Annotated in this window: 14 protein-coding genes; 11 read left to right on the forward strand and 3 right to left on the reverse strand. The window is 54.5% G+C overall.

Translation table 11 applies throughout. The features are described 5' to 3' along the window. From O9H85_RS09405 to O9H85_RS09420, 4 genes are read left to right on the forward strand one after another with little or no spacing between them, the layout of a single operon-like run. Entirely contained in the window at positions 1–729 is a 729-nt protein-coding gene (locus O9H85_RS09405) for a glycosyltransferase family 2 protein (protein WP_269881070.1), read from the forward strand. Then, positions 722–1132: a DUF2304 domain-containing protein gene (locus O9H85_RS09410; protein ID WP_269881071.1), complete on the forward strand. Its 411-nt coding sequence runs from the start codon at positions 722–724 to the stop codon at positions 1130–1132. The genes O9H85_RS09405 and O9H85_RS09410 overlap by 8 nt, the downstream gene beginning before the upstream one ends. Before the next feature lie 18 nt (positions 1133–1150). Further along, on the forward strand, positions 1151–3022 hold the full coding sequence (locus O9H85_RS09415; protein ID WP_269881073.1) for an HD-GYP domain-containing protein: 1872 nt from the start codon (positions 1151–1153) through the stop codon (positions 3020–3022). Positions 3023–3074: 52 nt separating this feature from the next. Further along, positions 3075–4247, forward strand: a complete 1173-nt coding sequence (locus O9H85_RS09420) for a carboxylate--amine ligase (RefSeq protein WP_269881074.1) — start codon at positions 3075–3077, stop codon at positions 4245–4247. Positions 4248–4336: 89 nt separating this feature from the next. Here the strand turns inward: O9H85_RS09420 and O9H85_RS09425 are convergent, their stop codons facing one another. Continuing rightward, positions 4337–5392: a metallophosphoesterase family protein gene (locus O9H85_RS09425; protein WP_269881075.1), complete on the reverse strand. Its 1056-nt coding sequence runs from the start codon at positions 5390–5392 to the stop codon at positions 4337–4339. Between the two features lie 647 nt (positions 5393–6039). On the opposite strand from O9H85_RS09425, the gene ilvB reads away from it, so the two are divergent. The 4 genes from ilvB to O9H85_RS09445 all read left to right on the forward strand — a co-directional run bounded on the left by ilvB (position 6040) and on the right by O9H85_RS09445 (position 11354). Next, positions 6040–7782 (forward strand): biosynthetic-type acetolactate synthase large subunit, encoded by a 1743-nt coding sequence (ilvB, locus tag O9H85_RS09430; protein ID WP_269881076.1) that lies wholly within the window; start codon positions 6040–6042, stop codon positions 7780–7782. Then, the gene (gene ilvN, locus O9H85_RS09435) at positions 7779–8267 is read left to right on the forward strand and encodes an acetolactate synthase small subunit (protein ID WP_269881077.1); all 489 of its coding nucleotides are present in this window, start codon (positions 7779–7781) and stop codon (positions 8265–8267) included. Before ilvB ends, ilvN begins: the two co-directional genes overlap by 4 nt. A 135-nt stretch (positions 8268–8402) precedes the next feature. Continuing rightward, the gene (gene ilvC, locus O9H85_RS09440; RefSeq protein WP_269881078.1) at positions 8403–9395 is read left to right on the forward strand and encodes a ketol-acid reductoisomerase; all 993 of its coding nucleotides are present in this window, start codon (positions 8403–8405) and stop codon (positions 9393–9395) included. A 408-nt stretch (positions 9396–9803) separates the two neighbouring features. Then, a complete protein-coding gene (locus O9H85_RS09445) occupies positions 9804–11354 on the forward strand; it encodes a 2-isopropylmalate synthase (protein WP_269881079.1) in 1551 nt (516 codons plus the stop codon). 235 nt (positions 11355–11589) lie between these two features. On the opposite strand, the gene O9H85_RS09450 is transcribed toward O9H85_RS09445, so the two are convergent. Continuing rightward, complete coding sequence (locus tag O9H85_RS09450; RefSeq protein WP_269881080.1) at positions 11590–12795, reverse strand: aminotransferase-like domain-containing protein; 1206 nt, start codon at positions 12793–12795, stop codon at positions 11590–11592. Between the two features lie 276 nt (positions 12796–13071). Between O9H85_RS09450 and leuB the strand changes: the two genes are divergently transcribed. The 3 genes from leuB (at position 13072) to gcvH (ending at position 15418) form a co-directional block, all read left to right on the forward strand. Then, positions 13072–14151: a 3-isopropylmalate dehydrogenase gene (gene leuB, locus O9H85_RS09455; RefSeq protein ID WP_269881081.1), complete on the forward strand. Its 1080-nt coding sequence runs from the start codon at positions 13072–13074 to the stop codon at positions 14149–14151. A gap of 218 nt (positions 14152–14369) precedes the next feature. Next, positions 14370–14918 carry a peroxiredoxin gene (locus tag O9H85_RS09460; protein ID WP_269881082.1) on the forward strand — a complete coding sequence of 183 codons (549 nt, stop codon included), beginning with the start codon at positions 14370–14372 and terminating at the stop codon, positions 14916–14918. A gap of 116 nt (positions 14919–15034) precedes the next feature. Then, positions 15035–15418 carry a glycine cleavage system protein GcvH gene (gene gcvH, locus O9H85_RS09465; RefSeq protein ID WP_269881083.1) on the forward strand — a complete coding sequence of 128 codons (384 nt, stop codon included), beginning with the start codon at positions 15035–15037 and terminating at the stop codon, positions 15416–15418. Positions 15419–15552: 134 nt separating this feature from the next. On the opposite strand, the gene O9H85_RS09470 is transcribed toward gcvH, so the two are convergent. Next, complete coding sequence (locus O9H85_RS09470; RefSeq protein ID WP_269881084.1) at positions 15553–18918, reverse strand: S-layer homology domain-containing protein; 3366 nt, start codon at positions 18916–18918, stop codon at positions 15553–15555. Positions 18919–19192: the final 274 nt, after the last annotated feature.

Here is a 19192-nt window from a genome sequence, read left to right on the forward strand (position 1 = left end):
ATGAACCGATACTTGATTATCATCCCCGCTTTTAATGAGGAAGCGAATATCTCCCAAGTGCTTCAAGGTCTCATGAAGCTGCAATTGCCTTCGGACATCCTGGTGATCGACGACGGCTCTCATGACCGGACCGCCCTTCTTGCCGGACAGAACGGGGCTATTGTCGCTTCCCACCCCTGTAACCTTGGTTACGGCGCGGCTCTGCAGACGGGCTACCAATACGCCTATGCCAAGGGATACCGATACCTGATTCAATTTGATGCGGACGGCCAGCACCTGCCGTCATCCATTCCGGACTTGATCAAGGAGCTGGAAAAGGGGGAAGCGGACATCGTTATCGGTTCGCGTTATTTAGCGGACATGCGTTACGATCCCGGTCTGCTGAAACGGACGGCAACCGGATTTTTCCGCTGGCTGATCCGGCGCGCAACCCGCGTTTCCATCCTTGACCCGACATCCGGGCTTCGCGGCATCGGCGTCAAAGTCTTCGGCTACTATTCCGTCAGCAAAAGGTTTCCTGCCGATTTTCCGGACGCGAACATGCTGATCCAAATGATCCTGCGGGGCTACACAGTCAAGGAAATTCCTGCGCAAATGAAGGAGCGTACGGCGGGGACCAGCATGCATGCGGGTCTGAAGCCGGTCAAGTATATGCTCAAAATCATGGTCAGCATCGGTATCGTGCTGTTACGTCATCAATTAACAAAGAAGGTAGTTAACCATGAGTGAGCCGTTAAAATACATCGTGCTGCTGTGCGGGCTGCTCTTCGCGGCTGCCGTTGTCCGGTTGTTGATCCAGCAAAAAATCAGCGAGCGCAACTCCATCGCCTGGATGGGGGCCGCAGTAGCCATTCTGGCGGTGTCCGCATTCCCGCAGATGGTTGACCGGGTGGCTTCATGGGTTCGCGTCAGTTATCCACCGGCCCTTGTATTTTTATTTTCGACGCTTGTTTTGCTGCTGCTTGTGCTTTACCAATCGGTTCAAATCTCCGAGTTGAACGAGAAGCTCAAGGAGCTTGCCCAGAGGCTTGCGTTATCCAACCATCTGGAGTCAAAGCCGCAGGAGCAAAGCAAGCATCCGCAGCAAACGGCGAATCCGCCGGAGAATGGGACGGGCACCGAGAACGGTTAAAGCAGAAAGGAGCTACGCATGGTGGAAAAGGTAAACGATTGGCTGCTTGGCTTGTACCAGTTGTACACTTCTTATTCCGACTGGACGGTACTGGCCGTAACCGGTATGTTGATTCTCTCCCTTGCAGGCCTGTTGATATTGAACGGGATGAAGAGAAGAGCAGACCGTAGGCTATCGCATGCGCTGACCTTGCTGGAGAGGCTGCAGCCGTCTGCGGGGCTGGAAAATAATCTGACCTCCATTCTGGAGCTAATCGGCAGCGTCGTATCCGCTCCGGAATTTGCCTTTTATATTTATCATTCCAAAAACAAGCAATACGTGCTTAAAGCGGTTCGGAGCGAGGTGAACGAGAAGAGGAAGGGAGCGGGCGGCAAGGAGCGATATTTGCCCCCGCTCAGTATTCCGGCCCAGCCGGCGCCAACCCCGAATCTGGCGTTTATTAAAGAGGGAGAGGTCCCTGTCCTCAGTCTGCCGGTAGGCGATCACGGCTTAATCCGGATCGCTCCGATGAGAAGATTGCAGGGTTTGAAGAAAAGGCAGCTGCGATTCATTGCCGGCCTGCTGCCCCGTATTCTGGATGTCCTCATCGAAACGGACGCTATGAAGCTGGATCACGACGTGGTTGTTACTTCCGGAACCGCTTTGCATGACGTCTGTTCGATGGCCTTGGATTCGGACACCTTGATCCAGAAGATGATCCACATGCTGTCAGTGGCTCTGGATGTTACGGCAACGGCCGTGTTCGTTCAGAAGGGCGGTCGCTATGATACGCTTGCCCAAAAGGGCTTCGGCCCGGAATGTCAGCGAAGCTTGGCCAGCGCAGGAGAATGGATCGAACCATTCCTGTCCGGAAAGGACGGCGACGTTGTGGTCCATGAAGGGGAGCCGTTATTCGATCAGGTTCCCCGGCTGATGATCAGCGGAAAAGGCGACCATTTCATCTTCTGCCGATTGAAGCTTTCCTGGCGCGATGCCGTTCTTGTATGCAGGGTTCAGCCGGTAACGTCCAGCGGACTCAGCGAATCGGAACGGCTGGCCTCCATCCGCGCGGCGGCGAAAGACATGACCCGATTGACGAACATCCAAGAGCAGATGAAGCCTTATGCCGCTTCCTATACCGAGCTGTTAAAAATGATTTCGCGTTCGATCGACAATTTGAATCCGTACACGGTAGGCTACTCCGAACTGATGGCTCGTTATTCCGTAGCGATTGCCCAGGAGCTAAAGCTGCCCAAGGAAGAGATTGCATCCATTTCCCTTGCCGCGTATTTGAGCAATATCGGAGTGCTGGGCTTGTCCGAGGAGCTTTATTTGAAGGAAGGGAAATATTCCGAAGCGGAATTTGAGAAGATGAAGCTCCATGCGGAAGTAGGCGCGTCGATTGTCGAGATGACGATCGGCGACAAACTGGTGGCGGATTGCATTCGTTACCATCATGAACGTATGGATGGAAACGGTTATCCTGCCGGTATCCGGGGGGATGAAATTCCTGTGGGCGCCCGCATTATTGCGGTAGTCCAGACGTTCCTGGCCAAGATCGGCGGGCGGAAATACCGCGAGCCCCTTCCTTTTGACAAAGCGATGGGACTTGTCCGATCGATTGCCGGGGCGCAATTGGACCCGAACGTCGTAGACGCGTTGATAAGATGGTTTGAAGGCAAACGGCAGTCCCGAGCGAAGCCCGGCTTTCCGCTTGGCCCCTGTTGGGAGATGTGCTGCACGCCGTCCGACATCTGCAAGACGTGTCCGGCCTATGATCAAATGGTTAAGCCATGCTGGGAATTCGAAAAGAATAATTGCCAGTCGCACGGGAAGATTTGCCAATCCTGCGTGGTTTATACCGAAACCCAGGCTAAAGGAGAAGTCTTTTCTTTAATAAAGAAAGCCTGAAGACCGGTGCATCAATCGAAAAAGGGCCGTTAACGAAGGAGAATAGATTCGAATGGAAACCGTCTTGTTAACCAACGGGTTCTTAAGTAAAACCCTGGCTGTTGTCCGGTCTCTCGGTTCCAAGGGAATACGTACGCTGGTAGCCGAGAAGTCGCGCTATCACACAAGCGGGTTTTCCAAATATTGCAGTAAAACGCTGCTAAGCCCAGATGTAAAGACAGAGTCCGAACGCTATTTGACCTGGTTAATCGATACCGTTAACCGGGAGCAGGTGGATACGTTTATCCCCATGGACGACGATACGATGCAATTTGCTATTAAGTACAGGCATCAGCTCGAGCCGATCTGCAAGGTGCCGCTGCCCCCTACGGAGAGCTACCATATCGCTGCGGACAAAGGTAAGACCTTGCGGCGGGCGGCTGAGCTCGGTGTTCCCGCTCCACGAACCGTGTTTATGGAAGGAAACGAAGCGATAACGACGGAGTGGCTCCGCAAGCTAACCGGATCGATGCAGTATCCGCTTGTCATTAAACCGACCCACAGCTCAGGATCAAGGGGCATCCGTTTCGTTGAGTCGCCGGAGGCGTTGTTCGCAACTTACAATACGGTACATGAGCAGTACCCGTATCCCCTGATTCAAGAGCTCATTCCGCAGGGAAAAAAATATGACGTATGTGTATGCTACGATGCGGGGCATGAACTGAAAGCCACTTTCGTTCAGCAGGAGATACGCAATTACCCCATCGAACGGGGACCGAGCACGGTTCATGAGAGCGCCTATGTACCGGGGCTGATCGAGCATACGCAGAAGCTCATGGACGGCATGGAATGGATTGGTGTCGCCGATGTGGAGTACATGATCGATCCCCGGAACGGCGAGCCGAAGCTGATGGAGATCAATCCCCGATTCTGGAGCTCCACGCATTTGTCCATTCGTTCCGGAGTCGATTTTCCTTGGATATTATATCAGCTCGCAGGCGAGCAAGAGGTTCAGCCGGTCAACGAATACATCGTCGGGAAGCGGGGAAGGTCTTTACTACCCGGGGATATCCTGCACTTTCTAAGCAATCCGAAGCGTATGGCCATGGATCCGCCGTTTTGGACGACTACTCTTCCCGATGACATTCTCTCTAAAGACGACCCGTGGCCGACGTTCGGATTTTTCCTCAGTGCGCTTCGGTATGGCTGGCAGCCGCAAACCTGGCGCTTTGTGCTACGTCGTTAATAAAAGGCGAACTCCGTGACGCCGAAGGCCTTCATGGACTTCTTCGGGTCGAATGCGCTTTTCCATGAGACGGCCTTCTCCCGTTTCCGTTATTCATGAGGCCGGTTCGTTCCCATTGGAATCGGCAAGGAGAACTGAGCCTCTGGGATCCAGCGTCTGCGGAAAAAGTCACGGCCTTTAATCTGCACCTCATCGCCGTAAACCTCGACATAGAGCCCTTCGCTCTCATTCGGTCCGGAGGCATTTTCGCCGCCCTTGCCGTCACCCGTCCAAGGCTGGACGACGGCAGAGGAGTTAACCATCGTGAAACCGTCCCGCTTGAGCGTCGTCGGCAGCTTCAGCTTCCAATGGGTGTGGCCGGAGAAGAAAATGACCTGCTGGTATGACGATAGGATCTCTTTCAGCTCCTCATGCTGGATAATCCCGCGGTTGTTCACGCAGCAGAAGGAGGTGCCGGATACCGTATACGGTAAAGGCTGATGGAGGAACACGAAGATCGGTTTTCCGTCGACGGCCGCTTTCTTTAGCGTTGTCCTCAGCCATTGAAGCTGCTCTCCGGAAAGATAGGCGTCCTCCAGATTATCCGGATGGGACTGACGATATTGCTCCGATCCGAGAAAAATGAACGTATATCCATTGAGGCGGCGCTCGAAATATACGTTCTCCACTCCCGCAAACCGCAAAAACCGCTCGATCGAGGCTTGCTCCGTCTCGCCGTTGGGGAAAGCAGACCGGCTCTCGCCGCCGCCTTCCTTGAACCATGCTTTGTAAAACTCATGATTGCCGATGGAGAACAGCATGTTCCGGGGATGCGGATACTGCTTCAGCAGCTTCGCCAGACGGGCGTAATCGGCAGGCATCCCGTTGGTGAGGTCGCCGTTTATGACCAGCGCGTCCGCCTTCGGCCGGATCCGGTTCAGGTCCTGCAGCGCGGCTGCGAGCTTGGCCTGGGACTTCGCATCCCATGCTTGCACGTGGACGTCGCTGATGACCGGAAAGGCGAGCCGCGGCTCTTCGGGACGGGGTACCGGCGGTTTCGCGATCCGGGCGGCGGTTGGGGCGGCATTTGGCAGCCCGGCAGGGATCAGTGTGCCGCTCAGAGCCGTCAGCGCCGCAATGGTGGATGACAGCAGCCATCGTTTCAATGGGATCCTCTCCTTGAAAGTCATTTCATTTGCATATTATGGTTAGCGGCTGGGACCGAATTTTTTCGCTGAAGCGGGCAGGTAAAAGTTGGATTGCCGGGGAAGGGGGCGGAAGCGGTTGTAAAAAAAACGGCCGCTGCCGCGGGAAAGCCGCTCCGAACCGCGTCCTGCCAGGCTCCCGCCGGACGCGGAGAGCGACGGATTTGCGCTTGACTATAGCAGGAATTCGGCATATAATAACTAAAAGATGAACTTGTAATCGGCTATGATGAGGACGAAGTTATAAGGGCTCTTATGTTCAGAGAGCGGCGGATTTGCTGAGACCAATGCCATTAATCCCTTATGTACGAGCTCACCTCGGAGCTGTTTTCCTGAAAAGTATGACGTGTATCAAGCGGCTTTAACGCTTAAAAGCGGCATAGCTAGTAGGGAGAATCGGAGTAGCACACGTTACCGTGCTGAGGGTAAGAGCTGCGCTTGCTAGCGGCGCACGTTACCTGCTAAGGTCGTTTGCCGTGAGGCTTATGACAAACTCTGGGTGGTACCACGGAAGATTCAATCCCTTTCGTCCCGCAGATGCACTTGTTGCGTCTGGGACGAAAGGGGTTTTTTGGTTATTCGCGAGAATTTGAGAGGAGGCCCACCAAATGATTGTTCAAACCACACAAAAGTCGAAAGAGCAGCTTCGTGAAGAACTGCTCAGGCCGGATGTCGTAACAGGCTCGGAGGCGCTGCTGCGCAGCCTTCTGCTCGAGGGCGTCGATTGCGTGTTCGGGTATCCGGGCGGAGCCGTTCTATATATTTACGATGCCATGCATGGCAATAAAGACTTCAACCACCTGCTGACGCGTCATGAGCAGGGAGCGATTCATGCGGCGGACGGCTACGCCCGTTCGACCGGCAAAGTCGGCGTCTGTCTGGCAACGTCGGGTCCGGGAGCTACAAACCTGGTCACGGGGATTGCTACGGCGTATATGGACTCGGTGCCGCTTGTCGTGATCACAGGCAACGTGGCGACCTCGCTTATCGGCACCGATGCGTTCCAGGAGGCGGATATCACGGGGATCACGATGCCGATCACGAAGCACAGCTACCTGGTGCGCGACGTGAAGGAGCTTCCCCGCATCGTAAAAGAAGCGTTCCATATCGCGTCGACTGGCCGCAAAGGTCCGGTATTGATCGATATTCCGAAGGATGTCTCGAACACGAAAGCGGAGTTCCATTATCCGGAGAAGGTGGAGATCCGCGGTTACAACCCGACGGTACAGCCGAACAAGCTGCAGGTGGACCGTATGTTGGAGGCGATCGCCGAGGCCGAGAAGCCGGTTATTCTTGCCGGCGGCGGCGTAGTGTATGCCGACGCATCCAAAGAGCTGCTGGAGTTCGTGGAGAAGACCCGGATCGCTGTAACGACAACGCTTCTGGGCCTCGGCGGTTTCCCGAGCGCGCACGAGCTGTGGATGGGTATGCCGGGGATGCACGGAACGTATACGGCAAACCATGCGATTCAAAATTGCGATTTGCTGATCAGCATCGGCGCACGTTTTGACGACAGGGTTACGGGACGCGTGAACGGGTTTGCCCCCAAGGCGAAGAAGATCGTCCATATCGACGTCGATCCGGCCGAAATCGGCAAGATCGTCGAGACGGCGATTCCGGTCGTCGGCGACGTGAAAGCCGTGCTCCAGTTGGCGAACCTGAAGGCGAAGCCGGCGAAATCCGAAGCCTGGATCAAGTGGGTTCAGGAGAGCGGACGCAACTTCCCGTTCAGCTACAAGGATTCGGATACGGAGCTGAAGCCGCAGTATGTCATCGAAATGATTCACGAAACGACGGGCGGCGAAGCGATCGTATCCACCGACGTGGGCCAGCATCAAATGTGGGCTGCACAATATTATAAATTCAATCATCCGCGCTCTTGGATCACCTCCGGCGGTCTCGGCACGATGGGCTTCGGCTTCCCGTCCGCCATCGGCGCGCAGGTGGCGCATCCGGACCGGCTGGTCGTCTCGATCAACGGCGACGGCGGCATGCAGATGTGCTCCCAGGAGCTGGCTATTTGCGCCATTAACAACATCCCGGTCAAAATTGTCGTCATCAACAACCAGGTGCTGGGAATGGTTCGCCAGTGGCAGGAGCTCATCTACGACAACCGCTACAGCCATATCGACCTCGCCGGCAGCCCGGATTTCGTGAAGCTCGCGGAAGCTTACGGAGTGAAGGGCCTGCGCGCTTCCAACAAGGAAGACGCCCGCCGCGTATGGCAGGAAGCGCTGGATACCCCTGGACCGGTATTGGTCGAATTCGTTGTACGCAAGCACGAGAACGTGTATCCGATGGTACAGCAGGGCGCGGCCTTAGATGAAATGTTAATGGGGGATTCGGAATGATTCGCAAACACACCATTTCCGTACTAGTCAATAACCAGCCCGGTGTGCTTCAGCGCGTATCCGGCCTGTTCGGCCGCCGGGGCTTCAATATCGAGAGCATTACAGTCGGGGAATCCGAGGAGCAAGGCCTGTCCCGGATGGTCATCGTCACGACGGGCGACGACAAGATGTTGGAGCAAATTTCCAAGCAGCTGTACAAACTCATCGACGTGATCAAAGTTATCGACCTCAGCTCGAATCCGATGGTGGCGCGCGAGCTGGCTCTGATCAAAGTATTCGCCGAACCCGGTGCCCGTCCTGAAATTCTGGGCGTCGTGGAAACCTTCCGCGCGGCGGTCGTCGATATCGGCCCTTCGTCGCTGATCGTTCAGGTCGTCGGGGATTCCGAGAAGATCGACGCGATGGTCGAGCTGCTCAAGCCTTACGGCATCAAGGAGCTGTCCCGCACGGGAGCTACGGCCATGATTCGCGGCGTCGTGAAGTAACGGTTTGACCGGTTATTCATCATATTAATCATGTTCCTTGTGAGCGGGGGCCCAAGCGGATGACGCTCCGCATCATCGGTGGTCCGTTTGGACACCCGCTCTCAGGGTTTTAAATCAAAGGAGGAGCTAAATCCCATGGCAGTTACTATGTACTATGAAAAAGACGCAGATCTGAACGTACTCAAAGGTAAAACAATCGCAATCATCGGTTACGGCAGCCAAGGCCACGCCCAAGCGCAAAACCTGCGTGACAGCGGCTTGAAGGTTGTTATCGGTCTTCGTCAAGGCCGTTCCTTCGAACAAGCGAAGAACGACGGATTCGAAGTATTCTCCGTTGCCGAAGCTACCAAGCTGGCTGACGTGGTGCAAATCCTGATGCCGGACGAAACCCAAGCCAGCGTGTATAAAAACGAAATCGAGCCGAACCTGAAGCAAGGCGCTACCATCATGTTCTCGCATGGCTTCAACGTGCACTTCGGCCAAATCAACCCGTCTGCGGACAAGGACGTTCTTCTCGTAGCTCCGAAATCCCCGGGTCACATGGTTCGCCGCGTATATGTTGAAGGCTTCGGCGTACCGGGCCTGATCGCGGTTCACCAAGACGCTTCCGGACAAGCGACGCAAATCGGTCTTGCTTACGCAAAAGGGATCGGCTGCACGCGTGCGGGCGTAATCGAAACTTCGTTCCGCGAAGAAACCGAAACCGACCTGTTCGGCGAGCAAGCGGTTCTTTGCGGCGGTACTTCCGCGCTCGTTAAAGCCGGCTTTGAAACGCTTGTTGAAGCAGGCTATGCGCCTGAGATGGCTTACTTCGAGTGCTTGCACGAGCTGAAGCTGATCGTTGACCTGATGTACGAAGGCGGTCTGGCTACGATGAGACATTCCATCTCCAACACGGCGGAGTATGGCGACTATGTAACCGGCCCTCGCATCATCACTGAAGAAACGAAGAAAGCGATGAAGGAAGTTCTGTCCGACATCCAGCAAGGTAAATTCGCCCGCGACTTCATCTTGGAGAACCAATCCGGCCGCGCATTCCTGACGGCTACCCGCCGCCTGGAGTCCGAGCATCAGCTGGAGCAAGTAGGTTCCCAGCTTCGCGAATTGATGCACTGGATCAAGAAGTAATTGGATTCATCGGACCGATACATTCGGCCGTTTCATAGGCTTGGTTGATGTTAAAGCGGAAGACGGACGGGAAACCGGTCCGTTTTTCGCACGTTTATCCTGCAATCGGGCGTGAAGGGTTGGAAAAGTCAACACTTGACGCGATTCACGATGTTTAATATCGTTAACTTATAACGATATTAAAGAATGAAGAAATAACGATGGCTGTCATCGTTAATTCGTTAGGCTGCGGTTGGCGGACGATTGGGCTTACGAAGCAGTTTTCTTAGGAAAACTTAAGCAGATGCTTACGAAGCAGCTTTGCTTCGCAAAACTAAGATTACGCTTACGAAGCAGTTTTCTACCGAAAACTTAAGCAGAAGCTTACGAAGCAGTTTTGCTTCGCAAAACTTGGAGGAGGTGACCGACATGAGAAAAATTTACATTTTCGACACGACGCTGCGGGACGGCGAGCAGTCGCCGGGAGTCAATCTCAACATGCAGGAGAAGGTGGAGATCGCGCTCCAGCTGGAGAAGCTCGGCGTCGACCGGATGGAAGCCGGCTTCCCTGCCGCATCGCCCGGCGACCTGGCCGGCGTGAATGCGGTCGCGCGTGCCGTCAAGAACGCCTCCGTGATCGGTTTGGCCCGTTCCCGGGAGCAGGATATTGACGCCGTGAAGGAAGCGCTCAAGGATGCTCAGGATCCTTGCATCCACTTGTTCCTCGCAACCTCGCCGATCCACCGCAAGCATAAGCTGCGGATGGAGAAGCAACAGGTGCTGGAGACGGCCGAAGCGGCGATTCGTTACGCGAAGAAATATTTTAACAAGATCGAATTCTCGCCGGAGGACGCTGGCCGCACCGAGCTCGATTTCTTGTGCGAAGTGACGGAGATGGCGATCCGCGCCGGCGCAACGGTCGTGAATATTCCGGATACGGTCGGTTACATGACGCCTTACGAATTCGGCAACATTTTCAAAACGCTGAAGGAGAAGGTGCCGGGCATCGAGAAGATCCAGCTCAGCGCGCACTGCCACGACGATCTGGGGCTCGCGACGGCTAATGCACTCGCGGCAATCCAGAACGGAGCCGACCAAGTGGAAGGCACGATCAACGGGATCGGCGAACGGGCCGGCAACACGTCCCTTGAGGAAGTGGCGATGGCGCTGGAGACGAGACAGGAATTTTTCCAAGCGAAGACGTCGCTCGTTCTTTCGGAAATTGCGCGTACGAGCCGTCTGGTCAGCAAGCTGACCGGCATGGTTGTTCCGGGCAACAAAGCGATCGTCGGAGCGAATGCTTTCGCCCACGAATCGGGAATTCATCAGGACGGCATGCTGAAGGAAAAGACGACGTACGAGATCATGTCGCCGGAGACGATCGGTCTGAAGGAAAGCAAGCTCGTGCTCGGCAAGCATTCCGGACGCCACGCGTTCCGCGAGAAGCTGGTCGATCTCGGGTACAACCTGGGCGATGATCAGGTGAATGCGGCATTCGCCAAGTTCAAGGATCTGGCCGACAAGAAGAAGAACGTGACGGACGAAGACATGATCGCGCTGCTGGAGGAGAAGCTGATCGAGACGCCGGAGGTTTACGCGCTCGAGAGCGTGCAAGTGTCCTATAGCAACCAATCGACGCCTACGGCTTCGATCCGTCTGAAGAAGCTGGAGGATGGTTCAATCGAGGAAGCGGCCGTTGGGAACGGCTCTGTGGACGCGATCTACAAGGCTATCGACAAAGCGACGCAAGAGGACGTGGAGCTGGACGATTACTCGATCCAATCCGTTACGCAGGGCAAGGATGCGCTTGGTGAAGTACACGTGGTACTGAAGCAGGGCGACTACGCCGTGACCGGACGGGGCGTCAGCACCGATATCCTGGAAGCGAGCGCAAGAGCTTACATTGACGCGATCAACCGCCTGATCGACAAACGGAAGTCGCCTGCCCGCAGCAGCCGCGATAATGTAACCCTCATTTAACAAAAAAATCCCCCTCGTTTTCCCATCCGGCAGCGGAATGAAAGCGAGGGGGATTTATTTTAGTTGATAAAAATTTATAAGTTTTCATAACTTATAGCTTCGCATCAACCTTGGTAAATGCGCTGGTCCTTGTAAGACAAGGACGGCGTAGCCGTTTATCCTGGGTTGAAAAGAAAACGCGCCGGTCCTTGTCCTTATATGACAAGGACCGGCGCGTTTATCCTGGCCGTAATAATTACAGCGCGGCGGTTTCGCGCATCCGATTCAAGGCGCGGTCGAGCCGCTCAAACGCCAGCTTCATTTGGTCGCTATCCGTATGCGTGAAGTTGAGGCGCATTTTGTTGTTCTCCGGGTTGTCCGCAAAGAAGCTGACGCCGGGAACGAAGGCGACGCCTTCCTCCACTGCGTACTTCATCAGCTCCTGCGTATCGATTCCCTGCGGCATTCCGACCCAAATGAACATGCCGCCCTTCGGCTCGATCCAGTGCACGCCTTCCCAGGCCTGCGCCTTAAGCAGCTCGAGCATTTGGCGCATCCGGGCTTCATACTGCGTACGGATCAGGTCGATATGGCTGTACAGGTCGAAATGCTCGAACAGCTGGTGCAGCGCCTGCTGGTCCATGGTGCTGGAGTGCAGGTCCGCCGCCTGCTTCGCGCGCGTCATATTGCGGATGACGCGCGGATCGCCGACGACCCAGCCGGTCCGCAGGGCGGGGGCTACGATTTTGGAGAACGTGCTGGTATAGACGACCGGGTTGTTCTCCGCTTCGCCGTACAGGGAGAAGAGAGTAGGGAACGTTTCGCCCGAACCGAAGCGCAGCTCGCCGTAAGGATCGTCTTCGAGAATAAGCACCTCGTGACGCTTGCAGATATCGAGCGTCCCCACGCGCCGTTCCAGGCTCCAAGCCTTACCGGACGGGTTGGAGAAGGTCGGAATGACATAGATCATCTTCGGATTATACTGCTGAACCTTGAGTTCCAGATCCTCCAGATTCATACCGTGTTCGTCGCAGTCGACGGATACGAGCCGCGCTTTGTAGGATTGGAACACCTGAATCGCCGCGAGGTAGGTCGGCTTCTCGACGAGAATGACGTCCCCCGGCTCAATATATACGCGCGTGAGCAGATCGATAGCCTGCTGTGAGCCTGTCGTGATCAGCATGTTGTCTATGCCGACATGAATGTTCTTGCTGCGCGCCAGATGCTTTACAAGGCTTTCCCGCAGCGGCGTAAAGCCTTCCGTGAGGCCGTACTGCAGCACGCCTTTGCCTTGGTCGAACACACGGGAGAAGGCGTCGCGGACGGCTTCCACCGGAAAGTACTGCTCGTTCGGCAAGCCGCCGGCGAGCGAGATGATCGATTTGCCTTGCGTCAGCTTGAGAATATCGCGGACCGCGGACGACTTGAAGCTTTCCATCGTATCGGAGAATCGGTAATTCATGAATAATGACTCCTTTGGGCTGTGGGATCGAATTGAGACTGATTAAAATTATTGTAAACCTTTCAAAGAGTCAATACAACAACTCGATCGGAAAAATCGGGCCTATTCCGGAGGGAAGCCTGTTCCTTCGACTGTTGGAAAATAAAGGAAATCAGGCTTTCTTGTCTTTGGGCAGCGCTATAGTCAAAGCCTATCGCGATGATAGCTTTTATATCTTTGTAAAAGAGAGACAAGTGTGCTATTAATGAGATATTGAGATTCTGGAGGAGTGAAAACATGGCAGACGTGAAAAAGATCGCCGTCATCGCCGGGGACGGTATCGGTCCCGAGGTTGTGGCGGAAGCAATTAAAGTGATGAAGAAGACGGAGGAGCTGTTCGGCTACCGTTTTGAATTCGAGCACGGCTTGTTCGGCGGCATCGCCATTGACGAGAAAGGAACGCCGCTTCCGGAGGAAACCCTCGCCATTTGTAAAAAAGCGGACGCCGTTCTGCTTGGCGCGGTAGGCGGTCCGAAGTGGGACAACAACTCGAAGGAGCTTCGTCCGGAAACCGGCCTGCTCGGCATCCGCAAAGCGCTCGGCTTGTTCTCCAACATCCGTCCGGCGAACGTATTCGATTGCCTGAAGGAAGCGTCCACGCTGAAGCCTGAAGTGCTGGAGGGTACGGACCTGATCGTCGTGCGCGAGCTGACCGGCGGCATTTATTTCGGCGAGAAGTTCCGCCGCGAAGGCGCGAACGGACAAGAAGCGGTGGATACCTGCGTATACAACGTGACGGAAGTGGAGCGCATCGTACGCCAAGCGTTCGAAATCGCCCAAACCCGCCGCAAGAAGCTGGCTTCCGTAGACAAAGCGAACGTGCTCGAGACGTCCCGCCTGTGGCGTGAAGTCGTGAACCGGATCGCTCCGGAATATCCGGACGTGGAGCTGGAGCATGTGCTTGTCGACAACTGCGCGATGCAGCTGCTCCGCCGCCCTTCGAGCTTCGACGTCATCGTGACGGAGAACATGTTCGGCGACATTCTGAGCGACGAAGCGGCCATGCTGACGGGATCCATCGGCATGCTGTCCTCCGCCTCCCTCGGCGAAGGCGCCTTCGGCTTGTACGAGCCGGTACACGGCTCCGCTCCGGACATCGCAGGCCAAGGCATCTCCAATCCGATCGCTACGATTCTGTCGGTCGCGCTGATGTACCGCCTTACCTTCGGTTATCACGACGCGGCTGAAGCAATCGAGCACGCCGTGAAGGAAGTGCTGGACGCCGGTCACCGTACGGGCGACATCGCCGTAGACAAGAGCAAGGCGATCGGCACCGTTGCGATGGGCGAACTGATCGTGAACGCTATCCGCAAGTAAGCAGGATTTGGCATAGAAGACATCGAAGAAACTCTTGAGAATGGATCATTCTTGAGAGTTTTTTCTACATTATCGAACAAAATGTGTACAAAATGTGACAAATTATAATTATTATTATTAAATAATTGTTTTAATCTTGACTTAGGCACGGTTGGAATGATACGATTTATCTCGTAAAAACAAACTTAAATTTTAACTCATAAGGAGGATTTTATATCATGGCAGAACGTTTGGTTGGTAAACCAGCTCCGGATTTCACAATGGACACGGTACTCGGCAACGGACAAGATTTCAGCAAAGCATCCCTGTCCGACTACAAAGGCAAATGGTTCGTATTGTTCTTCTACCCGCTGGACTTTACGTTCGTGTGCCCGACGGAAATTACGGCGATCAGCGAAGCGGCTTCCCAGTTCAAAGCGCTGAACACTGAAATCCTCGGCGTTTCCATCGACAGCATCCATTCCCACCGCGCTTGGATCAACACGCCTGTTGACCAAAACGGCCTGGGTCAATTGAACTTCCCTCTGGCTTCCGACATCACGAAATCCGTAGCTCGCGACTACGGCGTATTGATCGAAGACGAGGGCGTTGCGCTCCGCGGCCTGTTCATCATCAACCCAGAGGGTGAGCTGATGTACCAAGTCGTTCACCACAACAATGTTGGACGCAGCGTAGAAGAAACGATTCGCGTGCTGGAAGCTCTGCAATCCGGCGGCCTGTGCCCAATCGGCTGGAAAAAAGGCGACAAGCACCTGGTTGCGAAGTAAGCCCATCTTTTATACGGTTCAATACCGATAAACCTCGGCCTGCCCTTACCGGCAGGCCTAATGGTTTTTTTAGCGTTAAAGAATACATAGTGGCAGGAAGGGGCTTACGACCGTTAATGGAAATCGTGCAAGGGCTGAAATACAGCCAGAATCATGAATGGGTACGGGTGGAGGGCAGCCGCGCCTTTATGGGGATCACCGACTTCGCGCAGGAGGAATTCGGCACGATCGTATTCGTCGAGCTTCCGGAAGCAGGGGATTCGCTCAAGGCGGGAGACCCGATCGGCAGCATGGAGTCGGTGAAGACCGTAACCGAGATTTACGCGCCGGTCTCCGGCAAGGTACTGGAAGTGAACCGCAAGCTGCAGGAAAACCCGGGCATCATTAATATGCAGCCCTATGAGGGAGGCTGGCTGATCGTAGTAGAGATGAGCGACCCCTCAGAGCTGGAGCAGCTGTGGGATGCGGACAAGTACGAAGCGACCTACGTGCACGAATAGCGGCTTTCCGAATGAACTGAAGCGGCGGTCTCCTGGGGAACCGGCCATTCGGTTCTTTTTTTCGTCCTATCGGATAAAAAAGAGAGCCCTGCGATAATTCCCGCAGCAGAGCCCTCTTTGTACCAATCGCCTGTTTAATTGTTCGCGTCTACAAAAACGTCCACGGATTGCGTTTTGCCGCCGCTGGTCACCGTTGCCGTAAAGGAAATGATCCGGCTGCCTCCCGGGCCCGGCTGATAATAGTAGACGGCCGTACCGGCATTTTTATCGACATCGATCCGAAGCGTTCCGGGATTCGCCGGATCGGACCATTTCAGGCTGCTCACATAAAATATCGTTCCGTACAAGTCCGCAGTCCGGTATACGCCATAGTTCTTATATTCGGTGTACCCGTAAGCATCTTTCAATTTAATATCGCCGAACGTTTTCTTCTTCGCGGTCCGATTGCTTACTACAGAGTCGCCGCTGCTGATGCTCAGGCCGTTAAGAACCGACAACCAGATTGTTTTGCCTTTGCCGTTCTCTCCGGCGGAGAGCGAGGCTGTGACGGGAGCGTCTTTCTTCACCTGCACATTCTCGAGAAGCGCCGTCCTAATGCCCGTGTAGTTGGACGGGTAGAAGGAGACTAGCATGGATGTCGTTCCTGCCTCCAATCCCCGGACGCCATAAACGTCATAGCCGATGGAGTCAGATTTCGGTTTGAGAACGGCTTGAGCGGCTCTAGGGTTGGAGATGGAGATGCCGCGGATCAGGTTGTTCGGCATGGCCACATTGTTGCCCGAGCTGTCTTTGGCCGTGACCTCCACTTTGGCGGCATTCCAGTTTATCATATAATCGATGTCCGACGCAGGCGAGGATACCCCTTGGATATTCGTCGAAGGGAGCGCATCCGCCGGATTTTCAGTCAATACGCTCGCATAGTCAAGCTCGTGGGTTGCATACAAGCCGTTCGACATCGCTGCGAGCGAGTACGTTAGGTTCGCCGCCTGTTCCGGCTTAATGACGTCTATGGTACGCGAGGTAGAGGATACTTGGGTGCGGTTCGTACCGGATTTAAACAGCCTTGCCGTTACTTGGTAAGATCCTTCGTAGTTGTCCCCTTGGATTGGCGTAAAGGTCAAGTCCGTGTCGCGAATGGCCTTGATCGAAGTAGAAGCGGTGCTGTATCCGTCCGCGCGGGTATCGTCGCCGATAAATTTCAGGGTGCTCGGCTTTCCAGATTTCGGGTCGGCATTCATCGACCAGGTCGGCGTACCATTCATGGAGCCTTTGGAGAAGTATACATTCCCGGTAACCGAGCTGTTCCCGCCAACTTGAGAGAACGAGAGCTCCACTTCGTAGCCTCCATAGTCCTTGTCAAAATCCTCGCCGTACTGGTCCTTGAACTTCAGCTTCATCTTATCTTCCGTAGTGGAGGCATTGGCGCCGAACGGCGCAAGAGAAGGCAGCATCTTCGGTTTCGGCTCGGAAGAAACATAGATTTGGTTCGGATACCGCTTCTCCGAGATCGTAGTCGTATAGGTAGCCGATTTGCCGGTCTTCGTAACGAGCGCATTGATCGTCAAGCTGCCGGATTTCCTCGTCTCTTCATTAATCTTCAGTCCCCCGATTCGAATCTTGCCCTTGTTGGCTCCCGTAATCTCGATCCGACCTTCGGTTCCGACCTCGGCACCTGCGGAGCCGTATGCGTAAATACTTATATCCCCGGCGTATTTCAGCACATCATCGCCCGAAAGCGTATTGCCGAATTTATCTTTAACTACAATTGGAAGATAAACGTCGTCATCGCCCCAAGCAATCGTATTGTTGGTTGAGCCGAAGCTGATCTCATAAGGAATTTTCGGGGCGTTCAGCTTCACCTTCTTCGTTGCGGATTGCCCGCTCTGGTGGGCTACGACAGTAAGGTTCAGCTCTTGTTCGACCAAGAAGGTACTCATGTCCACGGCTACCGTATTGATCTTCAATTCCGGACGATCATCCCCGTCCTCATCGTCGTAAAAGTCAAAGCCTTTATCGACCTGCAGCCCGTTGCTGTCCGTCGTCGTCCCGGAAACCAGAGCGTTCGCACCGGTGTTGTAAGTCGATGTGCCGTCGCGAAGCGTCTTCAGATCCGTTACTTCAAAGCCGTACTGGTCATAAGCTTTGTAAGCGAGATAGGCGCTGTCCCCCGCTTCCAGCTGGGTTTTCCCTCCGAGCAGCTTCAGATCCCCGAGCTCTACCTTGGCTATCGATTGGCGGTCGCCGACCTTGAAGGTCTTGCTCGCCTGCGCCGTGTTGTCGAGAGCGATGATCGTGACCGCAAAGAGCTGATCCCGCACGAGGAGGGCAGGAGAGCTGTTAACGGCTTTATAAATGTTGACGGAAAGGGCTTGCTCACTGCCGGAAAGCTGGGCTCCTAGGTCCGGGCTTGTCACGATATTGAACCGCGAAGCCGACAAGTCCGACTGCTCGTTGTATTGGTTTAAGGCTTTAAAAGCAATTTTGACCTTCTCGCCCTGGGCTACCGTATCGGAGCTGGAGACGAATTCGATTTTTGTAATCTTTTCGTTCTGTACCGCTACGTCGGCCGTGCCTTTGTCCACTGTTAATCCGCCGTCCTTGACGGCTTCCAGCTTAACGGAGTAGGTGGCCTCCGTCATTTTCGTATCGAGCGTTAACGTCACCTGATTTTTGTTGTCATTCCATTTCGGCGTGGCGGTCACGGCGCTGGACCCTCGGCTTATGGACACATTCAGCTTGGACGTATCGGCAATGGCGCCGTTCAGCGTAACGGTAATGGTCTTGGCCCCGGTTGCTTCCGCTTTGGCAATCGAAACTTTCGTGACCGTATCCGGCTTCGCCGGTACAACCTGCTTCTTGGCCTCATAAGCTGCCAGTACAAGCACTTCTCGGGTGGCCGCCGAGGTTCCGCCGAAGCTCCCGTCGGTACCGCTCGTCATCAGCTTCTTCTGGAGGGCCAGAGCGACATACCCTTTAGCCCAGTCGGAAACCGTCTGATCGCTTACTCCGGGCGTCGCCTTGGCCTGTGTATCCAAATTCAAGCCGCGCAGCAGGAAGGCGACCAGCTGTTCCTTCGTCACCTCGCCGGCCGGATTGAACTGACCTGCGGCATATCCGTCGGTGATCCCGGCTTTATAGATGGCCTCGATATAAGGGAGAGCATAACCATTGGCAGGGTCGTCCGCCTTGACGTCGGAGAATGAAGACGCTTTCAAAAAACTGTCTACTTTTAACTGAAAAATGAGCGAAGCGACCTTGGCGAATTGGGCCCGGTTCATTTTATCCTTGAGCCCGAAGACGTTATCCTTCACGCCGTCGAATACGCCGCCTTTGATCAGTTCGTCAAACTTGGCTTTGGTGGCCGCATCCAGGTCCTTCAGGTCGGAGAAGCTTGAGGAATCTTTGGTCGCGTCCGCTTCGGCCGCTAGGACAGGGCCGGACACTACCATCGAAAATGCTGTGGCAAGCGAGAATATCTTAGACATGGCTTTTGAGTTCATTTTAGTACCTCCGTCATTGGTTTTGTAAGCGCTTAAGTATTTGTTTATTTTCATCCACTCTATTCCCTTGTCTATGTACTTTGACGATCTTGTGCAGCGAGCCTTTCGCTTCCGATCCCTTTGACTTGAGCCGCCTCCTTTTAACGATAGGTTGATCTATGTAATCGGGTCTCCAGCAGATGACTCAGGTGAGGGGCTGGAGGCGCGCGTGAAATTTGATTTTGAAATAATATTAGCGAATTTATTGTGAAGATAGTGTGAAGAGAATGTGAAT

The organism is Paenibacillus gyeongsangnamensis (assembly GCF_027533625.1).
GTDB lineage: Bacteria > Bacillota > Bacilli > Paenibacillales > NBRC-103111 > Paenibacillus_G > Paenibacillus_G gyeongsangnamensis.

Coding starts and splice junctions, on each gene's coding strand:
- ilvC (WP_269881078.1), top strand. CDS start 8,403: ATGGCAGTTACTATGTACTATGAAAAAGACGCAGATCTGAACGTACTC.
- ilvN (WP_269881077.1), top strand. CDS start 7,779: ATGATTCGCAAACACACCATTTCCGTACTAGTCAATAACCAGCCCGGT.
- O9H85_RS09405 (WP_269881070.1), top strand. CDS start 1: ATGAACCGATACTTGATTATCATCCCCGCTTTTAATGAGGAAGCGAAT.
- O9H85_RS09450 (WP_269881080.1), bottom strand. CDS start 12,795: ATGAATTACCGATTCTCCGATACGATGGAAAGCTTCAAGTCGTCCGCG.
- gcvH (WP_269881083.1), top strand. CDS start 15,035: ATGGAAATCGTGCAAGGGCTGAAATACAGCCAGAATCATGAATGGGTA.
- O9H85_RS09470 (WP_269881084.1), bottom strand. CDS start 18,918: ATGAACTCAAAAGCCATGTCTAAGATATTCTCGCTTGCCACAGCATTT.
- O9H85_RS09460 (WP_269881082.1), top strand. CDS start 14,370: ATGGCAGAACGTTTGGTTGGTAAACCAGCTCCGGATTTCACAATGGAC.
- ilvB (WP_269881076.1), top strand. CDS start 6,040: ATGATTGTTCAAACCACACAAAAGTCGAAAGAGCAGCTTCGTGAAGAA.
- O9H85_RS09415 (WP_269881073.1), top strand. CDS start 1,151: ATGGTGGAAAAGGTAAACGATTGGCTGCTTGGCTTGTACCAGTTGTAC.
- leuB (WP_269881081.1), top strand. CDS start 13,072: ATGGCAGACGTGAAAAAGATCGCCGTCATCGCCGGGGACGGTATCGGT.
- O9H85_RS09445 (WP_269881079.1), top strand. CDS start 9,804: ATGAGAAAAATTTACATTTTCGACACGACGCTGCGGGACGGCGAGCAG.
- O9H85_RS09420 (WP_269881074.1), top strand. CDS start 3,075: ATGGAAACCGTCTTGTTAACCAACGGGTTCTTAAGTAAAACCCTGGCT.
- O9H85_RS09410 (WP_269881071.1), top strand. CDS start 722: ATGAGTGAGCCGTTAAAATACATCGTGCTGCTGTGCGGGCTGCTCTTC.